The sequence below is a fragment of the Bacillus cereus genome, assembly GCF_002564555.1.
GTDB classification, from domain to species: Bacteria; Bacillota; Bacilli; order Bacillales; family Bacillaceae_G; genus Bacillus_A; species Bacillus_A cereus_K.
Genome location: NZ_NUVD01000104.1, coordinates 263,806 through 287,346, shown reverse-complemented (window position 1 = coordinate 287,346; position 23,541 = coordinate 263,806). Strand labels below are relative to the sequence as shown.

Sequence of the window (23,541 nt, the reverse complement as noted above, 5' to 3'; positions counted from 1 at the left end):
TGAATTCCTCCTCTAGTTCGGTTTGCACAAATTATAATGCAAAAACTATGCCAATATAGAGGAGGAAGCAAGGTTATTTAAGCCCAAGTTTTTTTAAACGGTTATATAAAGTCGCCCTTGTTACACCAAGTTGTTTCGCGCATTCTAATTTATTTCCATTTAAAATTCGTAAAGCTCTTTCAATGATCCTTTTCTCATGCTCATCCATTTCTTCTTGTAATGAAAGAATCGTGTTATTGTTGCTGAGTAAAAGGGAGTGAGACGTTTCATTCTCTAAAGTATCATTTGTGTGAAATGGCAAATATTCTTGTTTAATAATACCGTCTGTCGCAAATACGACGAGTCTTTCAACTACATTACGGAGCTCGCGAATATTACCTGGCCAATTGTAATGAAGTAATTCATGCATAATACTTGAAGATAAGTCGCGAACTGGTCTGTTATAGTTTATTGAAAAATCGTTTAAGAAAGAGTACGTTAATTCGATAATATCTTCTCGTCTTTCGCGCAGTGGCGGAATATGCAAGCTAACCACATTTAAGCGATAGTATAAATCTTCCCGGAAAGTGCCTTTTTTCATTTCTTCTTGTAAATCACGATTTGTAGCAGCAATGATGCGGAAATCTATATTTATTTCTTTTTCTCCACCAACTCGGTAAAACTTCCGTTCTTGCAGTACACGCAATAGTTTTACTTGCATATCAAGCGGCATTTCGCCTATCTCATCAAGGAATAATGTACCGCCTTGCGCGAGCTCAATTTTACCTTTTTTCCCCTTACTATTTGCACCAGAAAACGCCCCGCGTTCGTAACCGAATAATTCACTTTCAAATAACGCTTCTGGAATTGCTCCGCAGTTAATTGAAATGAAAGGAGCTTTTGCTGTTTCACTTGCTTCATGTATCGCTTTCGCAAATACTTCCTTTCCAACACCACTTTCGCCAAGTATTAAAACAGTCGATTTCACAGAACAAACCTTTCGAGCTAATTGTATCGTTCTTTGTATGACAGGGCTTTTTCCGTTCATTGCAAGAAAAGGATCGGATGTATCTTTATACTTTGCAACTTCTTGCTCTAAGCGATGTACTTCATGCGACATATTAAATAATTTCTCATTTAATACAACTTGATTTGTAACGTCCGTTTCGGAAACGACAGCCCCTATAATTTCATCGTTACAATAAACAGGGTTTGAGTTAATCAATACAAACAAATCTGGACGTGGCTGATGGAACTGAGCGATTATGCTTTTTCCGTCATGTAATGATTGCAAAATTTCCAAATCTTTATAATCAAAAAAACGAGTGATGGGTTGTCCGATAATTTCATTATGGTCGACTGAAAAAATCTTTTCAGCGCCATCTGTCCACGTTCGGACGCATTCTTTCTCATCGATGACTGTAACAGAAGAATCAGTCGTTTGAATTACAGTGTTATAGAAAGCTTGTAGATTATTGTGAGACTTATAAAGAAACGGAATCATTTGCTTTGCGGTTATACAACATATAGGTTCTCGATTTTCATTAATGATAACAACGGCTTGTTCTTTAGAAAATACATCGATTAAAGCAGCGAAAGAATCATTTTCACATATAACTGCGCAACTGTATTTTTCAGAAGATGAAGGGACGTAAAATGATTTTTCTTCTACTTGTTTGATGTGCTGAATGTCACTTTGATGATCGATTGACAAAATGGCTATTAATTCTTTTATTGTTGGGAATGAAAATGACATATGGTCCTCCTAGTATGTATAAAAATTTAGACAGTGATAAAAAAATAATACACCTATTTACGATAAATTTAAAATATTTTTACAAATAAAATTATTTTATTTAAATATTTTCTGGATGTAGAGTTGGCACACCAATTGCATAAATAGAAAGTGAGAGACTTAAGAGAAAGGAGGATGCTATGTGGTAAGGCACTGTGACGTTTTAATAATAGGTGGCGGCATAATTGGCTGTTCGATTGCTTATTACACTTCGAAATACGGGAGAGACGTAACAATCATTGAAAAAGGAGAATTTGTTAGTGGGACGTCTTCACGGTGTGACGGAAATATTTTAGCGATTGATAAAGATCCAGGGTTTGATAGTCAAATGTCGTTAGTAAGTCAAAAATTAGTAACAGAACTAAGTGAAGAATTGGAGCACTCATTTGAATATAGGGCACCTGGAAGCATTCTCGTTTGTGAATCGGACGAGGAGATGGAAGCTGCACAGCAATGGGTAGACAGGCAAAAAGAAGTAGGCTTACCGTTTCGAATGCTAGACAGGCAAGATATAAGAGCGGAATCACCATTTTTTGCGGATGATTTATTAGGTGGTTTAGAATGTGCAACGGATTCGACTGTAAATCCATATCTACTTGCTTTTTCACTTTTAGCAGAGGCGAAAAAATTTGGTGCAAAAGCTTTCAACCATACGGAAGTTAAGGAAATGAAAAGAAATATAGACGGCTCTTTTATTGTAGAGACGACAAATGGAACGTTTACTGCGAAGCAAGTTGTGAACGCAGCGGGGGTTTGGGCTCCTAAGATTGGTCAAATGCTAGACGTACATATTCCAATTGAACCGAGAAAAGGACATATTATTGTAGCTTCAAGACAGCAACACGTAGGTTCTCGTAAAGTAATGGAATTTGGTTATTTAATTTCTAAATTTGGTGGAAAACGAAAAGTGGATGCTTTAACTGAAAAGTATGGGGTAGCTCTTGTGTTTGAACCAACAGAAAGTCAAAATTTTTTAATTGGTAGTAGTAGAGAATTTGTAGGATTCCATACGAAGATTAACAATGAGGTTATTAAATGCATTGCGAACAGAGCGATTCGTTTTTATCCGAAAATGGCAGACATGATGGTGATTCGTTCATATGCTGGATTACGCCCGTGGACAGAAGATCATTTGCCGATTATTTCACGAGTGGAACATATTCCGAATTACTTTATTGCAGCAGGACATGAAGGTGATGGAATTAGTCTTGCAGCAGTTACCGGGAAAGTGATTGAAGAGTTATTAAATGAAAAAGAAACAATCATTCCTATTGAACCACTTCGTTTGAGTCGTTTTACAGAAAGGGTGTTAAGCGGATGAGGTCACAAAGAGTCTTTACGACAATCGATACACATACGGGCGGAAATCCAACGAGGACATTAATTAGCGGACTTCCAAAGTTAAGTGGAGAGACGATGGCAGAGAAGATGTTACATATGAAAAAGGAGTATGACTGGATTCGGAAATTGTTAATGAATGAACCGCGTGGTCATGATGTTATGTCAGGGGCATTATTAACAGATCCATGTCATCCGGAAGCTGATATAGGCGTTATATACATAGAGACAGGTGGATATTTACCGATGTGTGGTCACGATACGATCGGTGTATGTACAGCTTTAGTTGAATCGGGATTAATTCCAGTAGTTGAACCGGTTACTTCTTTAAAACTAGATACACCAGCTGGCTTAGTTGAAGTAGATATTTCTGTTCAAGATGGAAAAGCGAAAGAAGTCTCCTTCTGTAACATCCCAGCTTTTTTACTGAAAAATATCTCTGTGCAAGTTGATGGAATCGGAAGTGTAGAAGCTGATATTGCGTATGGAGGAAACTTTTATGCCATTATTGATGCGAAGACAGTAGGGCTAGAATTAGTACCGGAAAACGCATCTACAATCATTGATAAGGCGATTCAAATTAGAAATACAATTAACGAGAAGTTTGAAATTATTCATCCAGAGTATTCGTTTATAAGAGGATTAACTCATGTTGAATTTTATACAGATCCTACTCATGAAAGTGCGCATGTGAAAAATACAGTTGTCGTACCGCCAGGAGGAATTGATCGATCTCCATGTGGTACAGGAACATCAGCGAAGTTAGCTGTATTATACGCTCGTAAAGAAATCGACATCAATGAAGAATTCATTCATGAGAGTATTGTGGGTTCTCTATTTAAAGGGTGTGTCATGAATACGACATATGTAGAAAATATTGAGGCTGTCGTAACGAAGATTACCGGTTCAGCTTGGCTTATGGGGATGCATAGATTTTTTTACAATGAAAAGGATCCGCTTAAAGAAGGCTTCTTGCTAATTCCGCCGATGGAACATGAAACGGAGGATGTAAAATGAACATTCAAAAAATGTACACAGCAGTAGATGTGCACGTAGCTGGTGAAGCATTTCGTGTAATAAAAGACGTACCATGCAAATATTACTACAGTTTAGAACATTTAAATGAACAATTTTCAGGGGAATTAGCTGAAGAAATGCAACTTCTATTAAATGAACCGCGTGGTTTTATCGGATTAAATGGATGTATTGTCGTTCCTTCTATTCATAAGGAAGTCGATGCAGCTGTATTGTTTTTTAATCATGAAGGATCTATTCCTCTTCATTACGGCGGTATTGTTGCGGTAATAACGATGTTACTAGAAAGTGGGTATTTAAAAAAGAGAGAGTCTAATCAATACAAAATTGAAACGCTGTCTGGCATTTTTTCAGTTCACGCCCATATAGAGCATGATGAAGTTGTATCTGTTTCGTTTGAAAGCAAACTTTGTTATATGGTTGAGAAAGATTTGAAGATTGGTAATATAGATTACTCTCTCATACAAGCAGATAAAGTTTATGCTGTTGTCGAAAAGGATACGTATTCGCCTGAAATTTGTGTAGAAAATATATCTGAATTAAAAAAATGGGGTGAAGCTACACTTCAAGCTATACAAAAACACTCCCTAATTAAAAGACTTATTTTAGTAGATTCTTCGCAAAAAGAAGCAAACAATATAAAGACAATTACATTTCATGAAGATAACTTTATTGTGCGTTCACCTGGTTTTGTTTCTACCATAGTGTCTTACGTTCATGCTTTATTTAAAAATGATTTTATTACGAATAAACCGTTTAAAAATGAAAGTATATTTAATAGCTTTATAACAGTTGAGAAAGTGAAGAAGGAAGAATTAGGATATATTTTCCGCTTTGAAAGTAGAGGATTTATTACGGGGATGCAGACGTTTCTATTAGACCCTACGGATCCATTCCCAACAGGTTTCTTATTAAAATAAAATGTTAAGAGGAGAGATAAATATGCAAAACATTAAAGGGGCATTTCCAGTATTAATAACACCGATGGATGAGTTACAAGAGATTAATTGGGATGGGGTAAAACAAAACGTAAATTACTTTATCAACCAAAACGTTGCAGGTATCATCATTAACGGAAGCACAGGGGAATTTGTAAGTTTATCAAAAGAAGAAAGATTTAAGATGGTAGAAACGGTTTTAAAAGAAGTTGATGGCCGTGTTCCTGTTATCGTTGGAACTGCAGCAGAGACAACGAAAGAAACGATTGAGTATACGAAACATGCAGAAGCGAACGGTGCGGATTGTGCATTAATTATAAACTCTTACTATTGTAAACCGAAAGAAGAGGAAATCTATTTTCATTTTAAAGAAATCTCAAACGCTGTGAATATACCAATTATGTTATATAATAATCCATTTACTTCTGGTGTTGATATGAGTACAGAGCTTATGCTTCGAATCGGAAAAGAATGTGAAAATGTTACACATATTAAAGAATCTAGTGGAGATATTCGTAAAGCGAGAGATTTAGTAAGACAAGGAGAAGGAGCATTTCAAGTCTTCTGCGGATCTGAAGATTTAGTTATGGAATCTTATTTAGTGGGTGCAACGGGATGGGTTTCGGTAGCTGGAAATATTGTTCCAGGTCTCGTTACGAAAATGTATGAGCATTTCCAAAATGGTGAACTAGAAAAAGCGTGGGAAATAAACGATGCGATTTTACCTCTTTGCGAGTTTCTTGAAGGTTCAGGGAAATATGTACAAATCGTTAAACGTTCAATGGAATTACACGGGCAAGCTGGCGGACCTTCTCGTTATCCTAGACTAGGATTAACTGTGGAAGAAGATCAAAATCTACAAACTATATTATCAAATATCGCAGCTCATACAGCTGTTTAAATAAGGAGGCGTGCATATGTTAACGACAAACATTGAGCTAAAACCAAAAGTGAAAGCGTTTTTAAACGGAGAAATTAAAATGTTTATTAATGGGGAATTCGTTCCTTCAATTAGCGGGAAGACGTTTGAAACATACAATCCAGCAACAGAAGATGTTCTTGCAGTTGTATGTGAAGCACAAGAAGAAGATATCGATGTTGCAGTAAAAGCAGCTAGATTTGCATTTGAATCTGGTCCGTGGGCAGAAATGACTACTGCTGAAAGAGCGCATCTTATTTATAAACTAGCAGACTTAATTGAAGAGAATAGAGAAGAATTAGCACAGTTAGAAGCGTTAGATAATGGAAAACCATATCAAGTAGCTCTTGATGATGATATTACCGCAACAGTAGAAAATTACCGTTATTATGCGGGATGGGCAACAAAAATTGTCGGACAAACAATTCCGATTTCAAAAGATTATTTAAATTATACACGTCATGAACCTGTCGGCGTTGTAGGTCAAATTATTCCGTGGAACTTCCCACTCGTTATGTCTTCTTGGAAAATGGGAGCTGCACTTGCGACAGGTTGTACCATTGTACTAAAACCAGCGGAACAAACACCTTTATCTTTGCTATACACAGCGAAGTTATTTAAAGAAGCAGGTTTTCCAAATGGTGTTGTAAACTTCGTACCAGGTTTTGGCCAAGAAGCGGGAGCGGCAATTGTAAATCATCATGACATTGATAAAATAGCATTTACTGGCTCTACTGCTACTGGAAAGTATATTATGCGTCAATCTGCTGAAATGATTAAACATGTAACGTTAGAGCTTGGTGGTAAGTCACCAAATATTATTCTTGAAGATGCTGATTTAGATGAAGCAATTAACGGTGCATTCCAAGGTATTATGTACAATCATGGCCAAAATTGTAGCGCAGGATCTCGAGTTTTCGTTCATCGAAAGCATTATGAAACGGTAGTGAATGAACTTGTAAAAATGGCAAATGAAGTGAAGCTTGGAGCAGGTATGGAGAAGGAAACTGACATGGGTCCACTCGTATCTAAAAAACAACAAGAGAGAGTGCTGAATTACATTGAACAAGGAAAAGCTGAAGGTGCGACTGTTGCAGCTGGCGGAGAACGTGCATTTGAAAAGGGCTATTTCGTCAAGCCAACAGTATTCACAGACGTTACGGACGATATGACAATTGTTAAGGAAGAGATATTTGGCCCAGTTGTCGTGGTACTTCCATTTGATTCTACAGAAGAAGTGATTGAAAGAGCGAATAACTCTTCATACGGACTTGCTGCTGGCGTATGGACACAAAATATTAAAACTGGACATCAGGTTGCTAATAAATTAAAGGCAGGAACAGTATGGATTAATGATTATAACTTGGAAAATGCTGCTGCACCATTTGGTGGTTATAAGCAATCCGGTATTGGACGTGAGTTAGGTTCATATGCACTTGATAATTATACTGAAGTGAAGAGTGTTTGGGTCAATATTAAGTGAAACTCTATTTAGTAGAAGTCTTATAGCCCGTAAATAACGGAATAAATAAGAGAAGCGGACAACTGGAATGCAAGTCAAAGGTTGTCCGCTTTCTATATATAAATATTCTTTTTCAAAACACTTAAGAGGGGGACTTTGATGGAGCAGTTAGTAGAGTGGTTAGTAGGGCAAGTATGGAGTATTGGGTTAGTTGTGTTTGCATTAGGAGCAGGAGTGTATTTCACAATTGCCACTCGTTTTTTACAAATTCGTTATTTTAAAGAGATGATTAAACTATTATTTGAAGGGAAGAGCTCGGAGACGGGAATATCATCCTTCCAAGCATTTTGTTTAGCCTTATCGGGAAGGGTTGGAATAGGTAATATCGCCGGGGTAGCAACAGCAATTGCTTTTGGCGGGCCTGGAGCTGTATTTTGGATGTGGGTAATGGCCCTTTTAGGAGCAGCTAGCGCGTTCGTTGAATCAACATTATCTCAAGTGTATAAAAGTAAGGTAGGGAATGAATATCGCGGAGGTACACCATATTTTATTGAAAAAGGCCTAAAAATGAAATGGTTTGCAGTCATTGTCGCAGTGGTTGTGACACTTTCATATGGCGTATTATTACCAGGTATTCAATCAAGTAGTATCGCTGTTGGATTTGAAAACTCTAATGGCATTAGCAAATATATAACTGGAATACTATTAGTTGTGCTACTAGCGGCAATTATATTTGGGGGCGTAAAAAGAATTGCTGGTGTGTCTCAAATGTTAGTACCTTTTATGGCAATTGGATATGTAATTGTTACATGTATCGTATTAATTGCGAATGTAACAGAAATTCCAAGTATGTTTGCTTTAATTTTCTCTAGTGCTTTTGGTGTAAATGAAATGTTTGGTGGAATTGTTGGGGCAGCAATTGCGTGGGGAGTAAAACGAGCTGTATTTTCAAACGTTGCTGGTGTGGGAGAAGCGACATATAGTTCGGCTGCTGCGGAAGTATCGCATCCTGCAAAACAAGGCTTAGTCCAAGCTTTTTCTGTATACATTGATACAATCGTCGTTTGCACAGCGACTGCTCTTATGATATTAATAACAGGTATGTATAATGTAATACCAGAAGGGAAAAGTGTTATTGTACAAAATATAGGAAATGTGGAAGCTGGGCCACTTTATACACAACAAGCAGTTGAAACTGTTATGCCAGGATTTGGTCCGATATTTATTTCAATCGCAATCTTCTTCTTCGCATTTACGACTTTGCTTGCTTATTACTATATCGCAGAAACGACACTTACTTATTTAGATCGTGGGCTGAAGTATAACTGGTTAAAACCAGTTTTGAAAATTGGGTTTCTAATTATGGTTTACATTGGTAGTGTAGAATCAGCTTCACTTTTATGGAATCTCGGAGATTTAGGCATAGGCAGTATGGCCTGGCTAAACCTTATAGCGATTCTACTATTAAGTAAAACCGCATTAAAAGTATTAAGAGATTATGAAACGCAGAAAAAGGAAGGGAAAGATCCAGTATTTGATCCTAGAAGTGTGGGGATTGAAGGCTTAACATTTTGGGAAGAGAGAAGTAAAGAGGTTGAAAGGAAAACTTCTAAAGAAAAAGTATCAGTGGATGATAGTGTTAAGTTTTAAATACGTAATAAAAAGACTGAAAATTCTATCTTTTTAACTGAGGGTGAATTTAATTCAGGATATTTTAATAAATAAGTTGTGGGAATTGTAGTAAATCTACATTTTTGTAAAGTTGAGAGATTATAATTATTTGAGTTATCTCCTTAAAATTTCATTTTAAGGAGATTTTTTATTAATCTTTTCGAAAGAGTTTCAATTGTTTCATATAGTCGATAGCTTTTGTTTTATTCTTCTGTTTAGAAACATATTGTGCCTCGTTTAAATCTCTATAATAACTATTAACTACCTCTTCGGAAAGAGTGCCGTCAGAGATAGCTTTTTTAACCGCACAGTGTGTTTCATTTGTATGTGAACAATTAGAAAATTTACACTTACTAGATATATCCACTAAATCTTCATATCCAAAATTGTAGTTACCTTTATGATTAATTAAGTCAAAACCCATTTTACTAATAAGCAATTCCTCCACTTTTAAATAAGTTTTTTAGAATCATACATACAAATTCTAACGTTTATTCTCTCGCGTACGTCCTATCTATACTCCATATAGGTATCCTTTCTCTAAAAAATTATATTTTAAATAATTTCATCTTAATATTTAATTATTCCTGCTTTAAAAATTGTTAAAATAAAAATAAAAGGGGGAAAAGTAATGGGGAATTTAGTAGTTGAAGAAATTAAGAAATTAGAAAACAATATTGAAGAGCTTACTAAACTTTTGAAAACAGTAGTAGATGATGGAGCGTCAATTGGTTTTTTACCTCCACTTGAACAAAAAGAAGCGTTAGGTTATTGGCAAACTGTATTAGCACCAGAAGTGATATTGTATGTTGCTAAAATAAACAATGAAGTGGCAGGAAGTGTTCAATTACATTTAGTTACTAAGCCTAACGGGATCCATAGAGCCGAAATTTGTAAGTTAATGACTCATCCAAACTTTAGACGTAACGGTATTGGACGTACACTTATGCAAAAAGCAGAGGAAAGAGCAAAACGAGAAAACAGATCTCTTTTAGTGTTAGATACTAGAGAAGGAGATCCTTCTAATAGATTGTACAAGTCATTAGACTATCAAGAATCCGGTAAAATACCAGGGTATGCAATTTCTCCGAGTGGTGAGTTAGATGCAACGGTTATATATTATAAAAGGATTTAGTTTTTTGACCCTTTACCTTCAACTGGAATGTTCAATTAAAGGATCAGTTTGCAGACGGTTTAAACAGTTTTTTAGTTATTATTTAATAGGGATTTAGCAGTCCTTTGGTGAATATTAAATGATAATCTAAAAGATGGAGGTTGCTGTCATGTTGAAACTGTTTCAATATAACTGGCAAGTTCGTGATGATTGGTTTACATTGTGTGAAGATATATCGGATGAAGAACTGTTAAAGAAACGGGTCGGTGGGTTTGGCAGTATCCTACATACGCTATTTCATATTGTAGATGTGGAATATATGTGGATCTTAGGTTTGTGCGGTGAACCAGTGCCCGAGGAGCCGGAATTTGAAGATTATTCTAGCTTGCAAAAAGTGAAAAATCTTTCAGTTCAATACCACGAGAAAGTGAAGCCATTTGTGATCTCTTGGACAAATGAAATGGATTCTCGGAAACTTTCAGAAACTGACTTCAATGAAGAACCGATTAGCTCTAGAGACGCACCAATTAGGCGCCGAGTCATTGAATGTACACACGGAGAGATAATACGTCATGTCATTGTCCACGAAATCCACCATATCGGCCAGTTATCTATATGGGCACGTGAAATAGGAATAGAGCCAGTTTCTGCAAATATGAGAGGGAGAGGTATATTTGATAATTAGACTACCTTTGTCAATTTCGCAATTGCACGATTTAATGGTACGAGGATTAAGAAAAGATCAACCTTATGTATAAACAAATGGTTTAATTGAATTTATGTAAGGTGTGTTTTGATCAATCTTTTTCAAAACACACCTTTTCTATTTATTATTTTATTAATGAAACATTCATTTCGATCATCTATTTCATTTTAGAGGATCTGTTTTATAAAAAAAGATGAAAAATATAGAAGAAAGTACAATTATTTATAAAAAAATCGCCTTTAAATATTGTCATATTTGCTTCTTTAAGATATCCTTTTCATGAAGAGGTGGAAAACATGGAAAAAGTACTAGTTTTCGGGCATAAAAACCCAGATACAGATGCAATTTGTTCTGCAATTGCTTATGCAGAATTGAAAAAAGAATTAGGAATGAATGCTGAACCTGTACGTTTAGGCGAAATCAGCGGTGAAACTCAATTTGCGTTAGACTATTTTAAAGTAGAAGGACCGCGTTTTGTTGAGACAGTTGCAAACGAAGTGGACAACGTTATTTTAGTTGATCATAACGAGCGTCAACAAAGTGCTAACGATATCGAATCTGTTCGTGTGTTAGAAGTTATTGACCATCACCGTATTGCTAACTTTGAAACAAGCGATCCTATATACTACCGTTGTGAGCCAGTTGGTTGTACAGCTACAATCTTAAACAAAATGTACAAAGAAAATGGCGTTGCAATTCGTAAAGAAGTTGCAGGATTAATGTTATCTGCAATCATTTCAGATTCTTTACTATTCAAATCTCCAACTTGCACAGAACAAGACGTAGCAGCAGCTCGTGAATTAGCGGAAATCGCTGGTGTAGATGCAGATAGCTACGGCTTAGAAATGTTAAAAGCTGGTGCTGACTTAAGCGGAAAAACAATGGAGCAATTAATCTCTCTTGACGCTAAAGAATTCCAAATGGGTAACGCGAAAGTTGAAATCGCACAAGTAAATGCTGTTGATACAAACGACGTTCTTGTACACCAAGCAGAACTTGAAAAAGTTATCTCTGCAGTAGTAGAAGAAAAAGGTTTAGACCTATTCTTATTCGTTGTAACTGACATCTTAACTAACGATTCTGTCGGTCTTGCGATCGGTAAAGCAGCAAACGTTGTTGAGAAAGCATACAACGTATCTCTAGAAAACAACACTGCTACTTTAAAAGGTGTTGTATCTCGTAAAAAACAAATCGTACCAGTATTAACAGAAGCATTCCAAGCTTAATATGGTTGAGTACAGATAACAGAAAAGACAAGTAGTCGGATTGGCTACTTGTCTTTTTTATTGCTAAATCTTAAAAAAATACAAAGACAGCTAATGTTTTATTAAGATATTTAAATAAAAACAAGGATAGCATTAGCTATCCTTTTGAACGTTTATTCATAAGATCGTTTCTTATTCATATAAAATGTAATAATTGCAGTAATGAGGAAAATAGGTATTGCGTATATTTGGCCAACAAACAACTTCCAACCAACAGTATTATAGCCGTCAGATGCTGGAATGAGAACAGAAATAATACAAACGATAAAATAGACAAATAGTGCAGGGATAATATTTTTCACTGCGGGTCACCTCCTAGGGAATATTTTAATCTATATATTCATATATTGAATCATTTCTAGAACATTTTAAATATTAGGCGTGTAAATTTTTATGAAGTATTATAACATTTGAAAAGGAAGTAATATGTTGAATGAAAGAAATTGGGGTGCGAATTTTAAAAGAAATAAAAAACGGCACATATATGGTAAAAGATGTAATTTACGCTTTCGAAATCATTATATAGTATTTTGTGAGAAAAATGTACAAAATAATTAATTTTATATATGAAAGAGGTAAGAAATACATATGAAAAGGCTATGCATAATTCCGTGTGGAAAAAAGAAAATTTGGGATAAGTATCAGGATTACGGAGAGGCGGAGGCAAAAGATGTATATATTAGTCCATTTGGAAAAGCATGTCAGGCCTACGCAACTGAGTTTTTTGAGGACTGGGTTATATTATCAGCGAAGCATGGATTTTTAAGACCGACTGATGTTGTAAAAGAAAACTATGACCTTGCATTTGATTCAAAAAGCGATGAGATTATTAGCATTGAACAATTAAAACAACAGATGATTGAAAAAGGCTTGCTTCAGTTTGATGAAATTGTTTTACTTGCAGGGAAAAAGCATAAGAAAGTAGTGACACAATTATATACAGAAGAAATCATTACATACCCTTTAGAGGGATGTAAAGGGATTGGGTATATGTTGCAGAGGTTGAAGGGAGCTGTGAAGGAAGGGAAAGAAATATAGGGGAATTATGATATTCATGTCTTACACTTTATAAAAGCTTGATTTAATAATTATTTTACAATGGATATTCTTTTGAAAATAGATAACTAATGTTAAGGTATGAAAATGGGATTAAAATTGAAAAAGGTTATTAAAAGTAACTTATCTAGTATTGTTTGTATAGGTATATTATTTATATTAATTGATTTTAATAGCTTATCGATATTAGAATACGTGTTTCTAACAACGAGCGCACTTGTTTTTGGTTCGATTTTAGTGAACGTAGCAGCTACATATTATTGTAAGCGAGAAGAAAGAAAATACACATGAATGTAAAGCCCAAGTAATGGGCTTTATTTGATATATAAAGGAATATTAAGAAAGTACAATATTTATAGCTCTACTTATATAGCTTATAAAATAGACTAGTAAACAAGCCATTTTATACTTTCAAACATAGAATATGATGAATACTATTGAAGGGAGGGTCATATTGATGGGAGATAATTGTCGTTGTAGACATTTCCGAGATTGTAATAGATTTTGGGATGATTTAATGTTTGGAAGATGTAGACGTAGAGATTGTGATGACTGTTGTTGTAGACGAAAACGTCATTGTGATTGTGATGATTGCCGTTGCAATCGTAAACGTGATGATGATGACGATAAATGCCGTAAGTGGTAAATATTTTTGAAAGAGTACTTTGAAATAAAGTACTCTTTTTTATGAAGCTTTTATATTCCAATATAAACTGATTTTTTTACAATTTCCCATGTGTCTTGTTTTTTAATTTTTAAAGTTATATTGTTTCCATTAGATTCCTTATAAAAGATATAACCATTGTTTGAGTTCACATATGTTAATGGTTCACCTATGCAGTCTCGTGAACAAGATGTATTGATTAGCTCAATTAATGATAGTTCGCTGGGATCGGTTTTACTTGCATCTATAATGCTATCAAGGTTCGTTTTACGATACCCTTGTAAGTTCACATGAAAAATCTGTTCAATTTCTCCTGTAATGCTAGTATTCATTACCTCAACTGAATTTTTCTTTTCTTGAAGAAATCCATTTTCATAAAGTAATTTTGTATATCCAAGCCATACGATTAAAATTAGCATGATTAACATGCCATACATTTTTAGTATTCGAAGCCGTTTACTAACAATTGTTTCTGAGTATTTCATTCAGTCAAATCCTCCAATGTTTTTAATTTAAAATATGCTTGGATACATACAATTAGAAGAGGATGAAAAGTAAGGAGTTATTAATTCAAAAAAGAAAGCATCTGAAGTTAGATGCTTTCTTTTTTGAATAGATTTCGCTATCTGTTAGTTACTTGTTTCATAAGTGGTCTTATTTCTTTAACAGGTGGTTTTTTATCATATGCATCAACGTAAGAAAAGTAATAATTTAAGTTTCTAAGAAGACCTTTTCCTATTTTTGCGCTTAAGAAGGGGAATACTTGTCCGGTATAATCATCGAGAGATTTACAGTAGTATTTTTCATCTAAATAAATACTGTATTTACATGTTAGCTCTACTAATGGATTGCCTTCATCATCAAATACTTCCTTAGAATCAATAATGTCTATTAATGCGAATTTTTCATTTAGATAAACTTTCTTCTTTTTCTCGTGTTTATTTGTGAGTATAAAAACGAGACCAATGGCGTTAATCAAACTATTTCCTCCTATAAAAACGGCTATTAATAAAATATATCGATATAAACTAAATGTAAAGAGGAGAGGTGAAATATCATTGCTAGAAAGTTTTATAAGCCGATTTGTTTTTTCAAATCGGCTTATTTTTATTGAAATACTTGTGGGAATTGCTTCACGATTGCGTCTGTGATCATGTCGGCCATTTCTAATGCTTCTTTTTCAATTTTATCGTACAGTTTTACACTTGCATCAAAATCTTTATTTAGAAAGGCAAGTGCTTCTGCTTTCGTTAGTGCTAAATGTTCATAAAACATTTTTCTAAATTCTTCTTTTTCTATATATGGGTTGATGCTGTTAAGAAACTCAACAATTTCATCACCGTTAGAGTACCATTTTTTTTCAATAGCGGCAGCTGCATTTTGATCGCCAGCTTTCGCGGCTTTAACAAGATCAGCTGCAATTACTAAATGGTCTTTAATTAATGCACTATACTTTTTTACTGCATTTTCACCGTAGAATGGCTCGAGTGAAAGTCCCATATGTGTTGCGTTTTGTAAAAGACGTCCAACGGTAACATTTACATCTGGTAAGTTATAGATGATGCTAATAATAGCTAATCTCGTCCAAGTAACATGTTGTTCCCATAAGGCACGCATATAACCTTTTAAAAAGTTCTCGTTTTTACTAATTCGATAATTACGTATGGATAAATCATAGTTTTCATAAGGATTAGGATGAGGGGAATAGTACGATTGCCAATAAGAATACATAAATAGTAACACTCCTTTGAACATGTATATCTCAAAGTATGATAAAGGCTTATTTTTAGTTACGTGTCCAAGATTATTTCTAGGTATTTGAAATGAAAAAACAAGGTGTTTAACATCTTTATATACGAATTAACGGAATATGAAATGAAAGAGGCTCTGCAAGGGAAGTTGCAGAGCCTCAAAAGGGTATTGCCGAGATGTCGGACTCGACTAGGTAATATTACCATAAAATTCTTTTGAAAAAACCTGGTAAATGTGTCCAATTGAGAATGCTCCTATATAAAAAAGTTAAAGGGAGCTGCTTCCCGCGGCAGATCCCTTTAACTAGATAATGTTGATGAGCAAAAACTCATCTGGAGTACTTTTATAGTAACAAGTGAATTGTGATTTGTGTATTGAGAAATAGTAATTACTTTCATGAAAGTAGCGGATTTGTATTTTATTTTTTCAAGTTCTAATCATTTGTTTTGTTTGAAAAAGGTCACTAAAATAATTATACTGGCTTAGTTAATTAGGAGAAAAGAGAGAGGTTTATATTGAGAAAGTTTGTGTGAGCGTACTATTTCTATTGCTTATATTATCGTTTGAAAAGGTGAGAAAGGAAATTATATAGCGTTTTGTAACTGAATAAAGGCTGATATTTGTAAAAAGATTCATATTTCCACACATCATTATTTAGAATTTTTGGATGTTCACTTTCAGTTTTCGTTTTGATAGAACGATTCTTCATTCCCATAACCTCCTCAAATTATATGTACATCATGTATATATTCGATAAAGATAAGGAAAATCTCTCCTTAGATTATTTTGAAAAATTCATGCTCTCCACATCCGTCACTTTTTTGATATATAATATAATTAGATGATAGATAAAGAAAAGCAGGTGATTCTTTTTTGTTTACAAAAGCACAAGAACTTTTAGCGTCTTATTTCGGTTATTCGTCATTCCGAAGAGGACAAGATGAAACAATTAAAAATGTATTAGATGGGAAAGATACAGTTTGCATTATGCCTACGGGCGGAGGTAAGTCTATTTGTTATCAAATTCCCGCATTAGTATTCGAAGGAACGACGTTAGTCATATCACCTTTGATTTCACTTATGAAAGATCAAGTAGATACATTAATACAGAATGGCATTTCCGCTACATATATTAATAGTTCTATTTCTATTACAGAAGCAAATCAAAGAATACAATTAGCGAAACAAGGGCATTACAAGTTACTTTATGTAGCTCCTGAGCGTCTTGATTCAATGGAGTTTGTTGATCAACTTATCGATATGAAAATCCCGATGATTGCGATTGATGAGGCACACTGTATTTCGCAGTGGGGACATGATTTCCGTCCAAGTTATTTACATATACATCGTATATTAGATTATCTTCCAGAAAAGCCGCTCGTATTAGCGTTAACAGCAACAGCGACACCACAAGTGCGTGATGATATTTGCAATACGCTTGAAATTAATCAAGAGAATACAATTATGACAACGTTTGAGCGTGAGAACTTATCGTTTTCCGTCGTTAAAGGACAGGATCGTAATGCGTATTTAGCAGATTATATTCGCCAAAATCAGAAGGAATCTGGGATTATATATGCAGCTACTAGAAAAGTAGTCGATCAGTTGTATGAAGATTTGGGGCGTGCGGGGGTTTCAGTTTCGAAATATCACGCTGGTATGAGTGATCATGATCGAAATGAGCAACAAGAACTCTTTTTACGAGATGAAGTGAGTGTCATGATAGCGACATCTGCATTCGGAATGGGTATTGATAAATCAAATATTCGTTATGTTATTCATTATCAGTTGCCAAAAAATATGGAAAGTTACTATCAAGAAGCAGGACGTGCTGGTCGTGACGGATTAGATAGTGAATGTATATTGTTATATTCTTCTCAAGATGTGCAAGTACAGCGCTTTTTAATTGATCAATCAACAGGAGAATCGCGTTTTTCAAATGAACTAGAAAAACTGCAAAATATGACCGATTACTGTCATACAGAACAATGTTTACAATCATTTATTTTGCAATACTTTGGGGAAGAACCGAAGGAAGATTGTGGGCGCTGTGGTAATTGTACAGATGAACGTGAGAGCATCGATGTGACAAGAGAATCACAAATGGTTTTATCTTGTATGATTAGAACGAACCAACGATTTGGAAAACAAATGATTGCGCAAGTATTAACTGGATCGAAAAATAAGAAAGTTATTGAATTTAATTTTCATACTTTACCAACGTATGGCCTTTTATCAAACCGCAGTGTAAAAGAGGTAAGTGAGTTTATTGAATTTTTAATTTCAGACGAGTTAATCGCAGTTGAACATGGTACTTATCCGACATTAAAAGTAACGGAAAAAGGGAGAGAGGTATTACTTGGTAAAGAGAATGTTTTACGAAAAGAACGAGTAGAGACAAGGAAAATTGTCCAAGATCATCCTTTATTCGAAGTGCTGCGTGAAGTACGTAAAGAAATTGCACAAGGAGAAGGTGTACCTCCGTTCGTTATTTTCTCTGACCAAACATTAAAAGATATGTGTGCAAAAATGCCGCGAAATGATTCCGAACTTTTAACGGTAAAAGGTATTGGAGAACACAAACTCGTGAAATACGGCTCTCAATTCTTACAAGCCGTTCAGCATTTTATTGAGGAAAATCCAAACTATGCTGAAACGATTAAGACAGAAGTGGTTTCAGAGCGTAAAAAGTCAGGGAAAGCTTCAGCAAATTCTCATTTAGAAACGTATGAAATGTATAAACAAGGCATTGATTTAAGTGAGATTGCGAAAGAGCGTAGTCTTTCAAGACAAACAATCGAAAACCATTTAATTCGCTCTTTTGAAGATGGTATGGAAGTAGATTGGCAAAGTTTTGTTCCAGCAGAGTATGAACCTCTTATTGAAACTGCCGTGCAAAATGCAGAAGGTGGTTTAAAATCTATTAAAGAACAACTTCCAGATGAAGTGAGTTACTTTATGATTCGTGCTTATTTACAAATAAGAAAGTAGATATATAAAGGGGATAGGGGTATATGCATTACGTATTTGTTTACGGTACGTTAAGAAAAGCACAAACAAATGCACATTATATGCAAGGTGCAATATGTATTGCAGATGATGCTTGGACTTTTGGAAAATTATTTGATACCTGCGAAGGGTATCCGGCCATGATTTGTTCAAATGAAGAGAAGGTATATGGGGAAGTTTATACTGTAGATGATGTTATTTTACAAAAATTAGATGAACTTGAAGAATATACTGGAAATGCGGAGCTAGATTTATATAATCGAATTTCGCAAACGGTTTATATTGATGGTAAAGAAATAGATGCATATGTGTATATTGCACAAAATAAAAAGATGTTAAAAAAAGTTATTGATTCTGGAGATTGGCTTGTTTATTAAAATCTATAATAAAAGAAGCTATCGTATTGCAAAACAGATAATGGAGTAATTCATTATCTGTTTTTTTATTATTTGGATACAAATGCACATTATCTTGATAATAGTAATAGGTGAGAATCTTTTTATATTTAATCAATAATTTAATGATAAAATTGACAAAATAGGCCCTAGTGTTATAATGATACATTGTTACCAAGATAACAATGTATCATTTTTGCTGTTAGGATGTGAAACTATGAAACAACATAACGAACAAATAAATGGAAAAAATCAAAAAATTAAAGTTGAACGTGTACAAACTGGAATTAGAATGGAAAAAAGAATGGTGAAGGTTTTGAAAGCGATGGCAGAGTATCATGATATTTCACTAGGCGTTCTTCTTGAAAGAATCGTTCTACATTCTTTTGAAAACAAACCTGTGTTTAGCGATGAAAGTCTTGAAAAAGTTAAAGCTATAAAAGAAGTTTACGATATGGATTATGGGTTAGAAATAAGCCGTCAGTGGAATGATTCGGATAACTAGAATATTAATAATACCATTTGGGTGTTATGTAAAAGATCTATGAAATATAGAAATGAATATAAAGTATCAGGAGCGATAGTAAATGAAATTTAGTACATTAACCATATTTGATAATTACCCCGATCGATTATCTCGAACACCTAGACAATTCTATAATGAGGTATTAGAGCAAGCCGTTCGAGCTGAAGAAGTGAATTTTGACGGGGTATGGTTTGCAGAACATCATTTCTCAGATTTTGGTATTAATCCTTCTCCAGCAGTTTTGCTCGCTGCGGTATCTCAAAGAACGAATAGAATTCGCCTCGGCGTGGGTGTTTCAGTACTTCCATTACACAACCCTATACGAGTTGCTGAAGATTATGCGATGGTTGATCTTTTATCAAATGGAAGATTAGATTTAGGGCTAGGTAGTGGATATGCACAGAAGGAATTTGATGGCTATAATATTTCATTGGAAGACAAAACTGAGCGTTTTAACGAGTCTCTAGAAGTGTTACGTAAGGCATGGTCAGGCAAGATTTTTTCTCATCAAGGGAACTTTTATCAATACAAAGACCTTAAACTTAATGTTCAGCCCATACAAGCTCCGTTTCCGCCTCATTGGATTGCAACTTCTAGTGAAACAGGTGTTAGTCATGTTGCTAGTATGGGAAACAATTTCATGGGGCTTGGGTTTAGTAAATCACGAGATGAATTAGCAAAGCTGATTGATACTTACAAGAATACGTATCTAAAGTCAGGATACGGTAATCCGGAAGAACTGGAAATTCCTGTTGCATTTCATGTCCATGTTGGTGAAACATATGCAGAGGCTGAATCTAATGCGAAAGATCCATATCAACGATTTATGAATACTCCGCGTGGGACAAATATTTCATATGAAGACCTTACACATAAATTCAATCCAGTAATAGGAAGTCCTGATGAAGTTATTAAACAAATTCAGTCCTACAGTGAAATAGGTGTTACGAATTTTATGGCAGTAATGAATTTTGGTGGACTAGAACACCATAAAGTGCTTTCATCTTTAGACTTATTTGGTAAGTGTGTAATCCCTGCATGTAAGTGAAAAATTGATTGTTGACTAAACTAATAAAATGAATGTACTTTTTATAAATAAATATAAAGAGAAAAAAGTTATTTTGAGGATACTTCAAAATCTTAGATCAAGGGGCATGATTTTTTATGCCTTTCTTTATTTTGGAAAATTCTCACTTATTCTATTGACTTTATGATTGTGTTTTTTATAAAATTATATTTCGACTGAAAAAAATTGGAACGGACAGGAGGGAATCATCAAATGAATAACATTTTTGAAGAAGAGTTACAAAAAATGAAAGATATTTTATGTACGATGGATGAGCAATTAGAGCAGCTTGAAAAAATCCCGGTTTATTATGGAGAAGATTTTAAAGAGCAAATTCTTGAAAGTATGAGGGAGTCTAATAGACAAAACTTACGTATCGGTGTGCAAGAGCCGTACTTTGGAAGATTAGATTTTCAAGAGGATGGCAAAGAAGATATTATGCCGATTTACATCGGTAAAGTAGGTGTTTCTGATAAGGACACGATGAAACCGATGGTTATTGATTGGCGGGCACCTGTTGCAAGTATGTTTTATTCATTTACCGGTGGTGATGAATTAGCATTTTATCAATCACCTGACGGGTTAGTAGAAGGCGATGTTTATTTAAAACGAAATATTTCTATTCGAAAAAGAGAGCTTGAACGTGTTGTTGATACATATGTGAAAGGAAATGAAGATGTATCGCATACTGATGATTTTCTTCTATATCGATTAGGTGAGAATAAAGATAATAAATTGAAAGATATCGTTTCGACTATACAATCGGAGCAAAATGATATTATTCGTGCGGAAAGAAACTTACCATTATTAATTCAAGGGGTTGCAGGGAGCGGAAAGACAACAATTGCTTTACACCGCCTTGCTTTTTTAATTTATGAATACCGTGAACAATTAGAAGCGGAGAGAATGATCGTATTCGCTCCAAACAGTTTGTTTTTAGACTATATTTCGAGCGTACTTCCTGAATTAGGTGTAGGAAATATTAGTCAAACCACGTTTCCAGATTGGGCATTGCGCCTGTTAGAGGGTTCGGTGAAACTAAAGCAGACAGAAGAAAAATTGAAAGAAGCTTTTTCAATTAATCGCGATGAAAAAAAGGTTATGCTCGGTAAATTAAAAGGCACGCTGGAATTTAAGTCGTTTATTGAAGAGCAAATGGTTCAATTTGAAAAAGATTTAGTGCCAACAAAAGATTTTGAGGCATGGGATAAAGCAGTTATTCCAGTGGAAGACGTTAAAAAATGGATGCAAGTTGAATATAAACATTATCCATTAAAGAAAAGAAGAGAACGTTTAGTCGGCCGTATGAAGCGCTGGATTGAAATTGAACTGAAAAAGTTTGGAGAAACAAACGAGAAAAAGTTACTAAAAAAAGAAGCGACAAAGAGATTGAACACATATATGAATTTTTGGCCAAAGATGAGCCCGCTTTCACTATATAGTTCAATGTTGAAAAGTAAAGAAATACTCGACGTATTACCTGAAGAGCTAGTGCAAGAAACAGAAAAGAATTGTCGTAAAAAAGAAGTGTATGTAGAAGATTTACCTGCTTTAATTTACATACATCATCGCATATCAGGAATTGAAATCGGACAGAAGTTTCATCATGTCGTTATTGATGAAGCGCAAGATTTCTCGCCTTTCCAAGTTTATGTACTAAAAGAAATTACACTAGGTAATTCTTTCACTATATTAGGTGATTTATCGCAAGCAATTTATGATTATCAAGGAATTGAAGACTGGAATGCTTTTAAGGAAGTATTCCAAGAAACAGGTTATTATGAACTGACGAGAAGTTATCGTTCGACAAAAGAAATTATTGAATTTGCGAATGAAATAATAAAGAATGCGGAAATACCAGTAGGACTTGCTACACCTGTTTTCCGTAGTGGTGAAGAAGTAAAGGTAATTCATGCAGAGGATCAATTTACTGAAGTTTTGAAGACATTACAGCATTTGCAAAATGAAGATGTGAAAACAATTGCGGTAATAGGAAGAACGGATGAAGAGTGCCGACAAATGTATGAAAAATTAACAAATGCAGGATTGACAGTAAACGTGATTGAAGCAAATCAAAGTAAATATGAAGGTGGAATTTCGGTAGTACCTGTATACTTAGCAAAAGGGCTAGAATTTGATGCTGTACTTCTAATTGATGTGGATGATGAACATTATAAAAATACAAAACATGATGCGAAATTATTGTATGTAGGATGTACGAGATCTCTTCATGATTTATGGATTTTCCATGGTGGGGAAGCATCACCTTTAATTAAGGGATTAAAATAAATAAAAAAACAAGAGGACTTTCTAGTAATGAAAAGAAAATCCTCTTGTTTTTCTATATAAAGATAGGGGAGAGAATGAGAATGAGTATGATTACAAAAGTGATAACCAAAAGAAATTGGGAGATTGCAAAAACAACTGGAGAAATTAATGAAGCCTCTCTTAAGGATGAGGGATTTATTCATTGTTCATTATTAGACCAAGCTTTAAAAGTTGCTGTAAAACATTTCAGTGATGAAGAAGAGGTGTTATTACTTACAATTGATCCATCTCTGGTACAAGCAGAAATAAAATATGAACTTGCTTCTAACGGTCAAGAATACCCGCATGTATATGGAGTAATCAATGTTGAGGCGATTGTAGAGGTTGTCCCATTTTCTAAAGAAAAAGGAGAATATATATTACCAGTGATACAAAGTTAAGCGTGTTATAGATATTTAAGCTGGCTAGAAAAGCACAAATCATATAGTTTGTGCTTTTAATTATGTATTTTTTTGGTAAATAATGATTGTTTTTGGCACACTAATACTGTACGATACATAGTATAAAACATATACTGTATGAC

24 protein-coding genes are annotated in these 23,541 nt (G+C 34.6%); 18 read left to right on the top strand and 6 right to left on the bottom strand.

Features of this window, described 5'->3' with window-relative positions:
- Nucleotides 1-73 precede the first annotated feature (73 nt).
- Complete coding sequence (locus COI75_RS25030; RefSeq protein WP_000010354.1) at nt 74-1,735, bottom strand: sigma-54 interaction domain-containing protein; 1,662 nt, start codon at nt 1,733-1,735, stop codon at nt 74-76.
- A gap of 181 nt (nt 1,736-1,916) precedes the next feature.
- Between COI75_RS25030 and COI75_RS25025 the strand changes: the two genes are divergently transcribed.
- From COI75_RS25025 to COI75_RS25000, 6 genes are all read left to right on the top strand, one after another.
- Complete coding sequence (locus COI75_RS25025) at nt 1,917-3,095, top strand: NAD(P)/FAD-dependent oxidoreductase (protein WP_000251559.1); 1,179 nt, start codon at nt 1,917-1,919, stop codon at nt 3,093-3,095.
- On the top strand, nt 3,092-4,129 hold the full coding sequence (locus COI75_RS25020) for a proline racemase family protein (protein ID WP_001257556.1): 1,038 nt from the start codon (nt 3,092-3,094) through the stop codon (nt 4,127-4,129). Before COI75_RS25025 ends, COI75_RS25020 begins: the two co-directional genes overlap by 4 nt.
- Nucleotides 4,126-5,067 (top strand): proline racemase family protein, encoded by a 942-nt coding sequence (locus COI75_RS25015; protein WP_098380629.1) that lies wholly within the window; start codon nt 4,126-4,128, stop codon nt 5,065-5,067. Before COI75_RS25020 ends, COI75_RS25015 begins: the two co-directional genes overlap by 4 nt.
- 22 nt (nt 5,068-5,089) lie before the next feature.
- Nucleotides 5,090-5,986, top strand: a complete 897-nt coding sequence (gene dapA, locus COI75_RS25010; RefSeq protein ID WP_001179594.1) for a 4-hydroxy-tetrahydrodipicolinate synthase — start codon at nt 5,090-5,092, stop codon at nt 5,984-5,986.
- A gap of 16 nt (nt 5,987-6,002) precedes the next feature.
- Entirely contained in the window at nt 6,003-7,487 is a 1,485-nt protein-coding gene (locus COI75_RS25005; protein WP_000958336.1) for an aldehyde dehydrogenase family protein, read from the top strand.
- Between the two features lie 138 nt (nt 7,488-7,625).
- Nucleotides 7,626-9,116: an alanine/glycine:cation symporter family protein gene (locus tag COI75_RS25000; protein ID WP_098448668.1), complete on the top strand. Its 1,491-nt coding sequence runs from the start codon at nt 7,626-7,628 to the stop codon at nt 9,114-9,116.
- Between the two features lie 172 nt (nt 9,117-9,288).
- Here COI75_RS25000 and COI75_RS24995 read toward each other — a convergent pair whose 3' ends face one another.
- Entirely contained in the window at nt 9,289-9,561 is a 273-nt protein-coding gene (locus tag COI75_RS24995; RefSeq protein ID WP_000505218.1) for a hypothetical protein, read from the bottom strand.
- Nucleotides 9,562-9,768: 207 nt separating this feature from the next.
- On the opposite strand from COI75_RS24995, the gene COI75_RS24990 reads away from it, so the two are divergent.
- The 3 genes from COI75_RS24990 to ppaC all read left to right on the top strand — a co-directional run bounded on the left by COI75_RS24990 (nt 9,769) and on the right by ppaC (nt 12,183).
- Nucleotides 9,769-10,272 (top strand): GNAT family N-acetyltransferase, encoded by a 504-nt coding sequence (locus COI75_RS24990; protein ID WP_000527642.1) that lies wholly within the window; start codon nt 9,769-9,771, stop codon nt 10,270-10,272.
- Between the two features lie 148 nt (nt 10,273-10,420).
- The gene (locus tag COI75_RS24985; RefSeq protein WP_000915552.1) at nt 10,421-10,936 is read left to right on the top strand and encodes a DinB family protein; all 516 of its coding nucleotides are present in this window, start codon (nt 10,421-10,423) and stop codon (nt 10,934-10,936) included.
- 317 nt (nt 10,937-11,253) lie between these two features.
- Entirely contained in the window at nt 11,254-12,183 is a 930-nt protein-coding gene (gene ppaC, locus COI75_RS24980; RefSeq protein ID WP_000416847.1) for a manganese-dependent inorganic pyrophosphatase, read from the top strand.
- A 152-nt stretch (nt 12,184-12,335) separates the two neighbouring features.
- Here ppaC and COI75_RS24975 read toward each other — a convergent pair whose 3' ends face one another.
- Nucleotides 12,336-12,524 carry a DUF4017 family protein gene (locus COI75_RS24975; RefSeq protein ID WP_000789476.1) on the bottom strand — a complete coding sequence of 63 codons (189 nt, stop codon included), beginning with the start codon at nt 12,522-12,524 and terminating at the stop codon, nt 12,336-12,338.
- A 286-nt stretch (nt 12,525-12,810) separates the two neighbouring features.
- On the opposite strand from COI75_RS24975, the gene COI75_RS24970 reads away from it, so the two are divergent.
- From COI75_RS24970 to COI75_RS27500, 3 genes are all read left to right on the top strand, one after another.
- On the top strand, nt 12,811-13,260 hold the full coding sequence (locus tag COI75_RS24970) for a DUF6884 domain-containing protein (protein ID WP_000824890.1): 450 nt from the start codon (nt 12,811-12,813) through the stop codon (nt 13,258-13,260).
- Between the two features lie 117 nt (nt 13,261-13,377).
- A complete protein-coding gene (locus COI75_RS24965) occupies nt 13,378-13,569 on the top strand; it encodes a hypothetical protein (protein WP_033658005.1) in 192 nt (63 codons plus the stop codon).
- 166 nt (nt 13,570-13,735) lie between these two features.
- Nucleotides 13,736-13,924, top strand: coding sequence for a hypothetical protein (locus COI75_RS27500; RefSeq protein ID WP_080020285.1), 189 nt, complete (start codon nt 13,736-13,738; stop codon nt 13,922-13,924).
- Nucleotides 13,925-13,974: 50 nt separating this feature from the next.
- Here the strand turns inward: COI75_RS27500 and COI75_RS24955 are convergent, their stop codons facing one another.
- The 3 genes from COI75_RS24955 to COI75_RS24945 form a co-directional block, all read right to left on the bottom strand.
- The gene (locus tag COI75_RS24955) at nt 13,975-14,427 is read right to left on the bottom strand and encodes a hypothetical protein (RefSeq protein WP_000877579.1); all 453 of its coding nucleotides are present in this window, start codon (nt 14,425-14,427) and stop codon (nt 13,975-13,977) included.
- Nucleotides 14,428-14,564: 137 nt separating this feature from the next.
- Nucleotides 14,565-14,921: a hypothetical protein gene (locus COI75_RS24950; protein WP_000606231.1), complete on the bottom strand. Its 357-nt coding sequence runs from the start codon at nt 14,919-14,921 to the stop codon at nt 14,565-14,567.
- Between the two features lie 128 nt (nt 14,922-15,049).
- Nucleotides 15,050-15,673 carry a hypothetical protein gene (locus tag COI75_RS24945; protein WP_000287700.1) on the bottom strand — a complete coding sequence of 208 codons (624 nt, stop codon included), beginning with the start codon at nt 15,671-15,673 and terminating at the stop codon, nt 15,050-15,052.
- A gap of 894 nt (nt 15,674-16,567) precedes the next feature.
- Here COI75_RS24945 and recQ point away from each other — a divergent pair.
- From recQ to COI75_RS24915, 6 genes are all read left to right on the top strand, one after another.
- Nucleotides 16,568-18,685 (top strand): DNA helicase RecQ, encoded by a 2,118-nt coding sequence (recQ, locus tag COI75_RS24940; protein ID WP_000494251.1) that lies wholly within the window; start codon nt 16,568-16,570, stop codon nt 18,683-18,685.
- Between the two features lie 23 nt (nt 18,686-18,708).
- On the top strand, nt 18,709-19,080 hold the full coding sequence (locus tag COI75_RS24935) for a gamma-glutamylcyclotransferase family protein (protein ID WP_000559538.1): 372 nt from the start codon (nt 18,709-18,711) through the stop codon (nt 19,078-19,080).
- Between the two features lie 235 nt (nt 19,081-19,315).
- On the top strand, nt 19,316-19,603 hold the full coding sequence (locus COI75_RS24930) for a hypothetical protein (protein WP_000809196.1): 288 nt from the start codon (nt 19,316-19,318) through the stop codon (nt 19,601-19,603).
- Nucleotides 19,604-19,685: 82 nt separating this feature from the next.
- The gene (locus COI75_RS24925; protein WP_098448667.1) at nt 19,686-20,672 is read left to right on the top strand and encodes an LLM class flavin-dependent oxidoreductase; all 987 of its coding nucleotides are present in this window, start codon (nt 19,686-19,688) and stop codon (nt 20,670-20,672) included.
- Nucleotides 20,673-20,903: 231 nt separating this feature from the next.
- Nucleotides 20,904-22,979 carry a HelD family protein gene (locus COI75_RS24920; protein WP_001059496.1) on the top strand — a complete coding sequence of 692 codons (2,076 nt, stop codon included), beginning with the start codon at nt 20,904-20,906 and terminating at the stop codon, nt 22,977-22,979.
- Between the two features lie 86 nt (nt 22,980-23,065).
- Nucleotides 23,066-23,398, top strand: coding sequence for a DUF952 domain-containing protein (locus tag COI75_RS24915; RefSeq protein WP_033657155.1), 333 nt, complete (start codon nt 23,066-23,068; stop codon nt 23,396-23,398).
- The last annotated feature ends 143 nt before the right edge of the window (nt 23,399-23,541 follow it).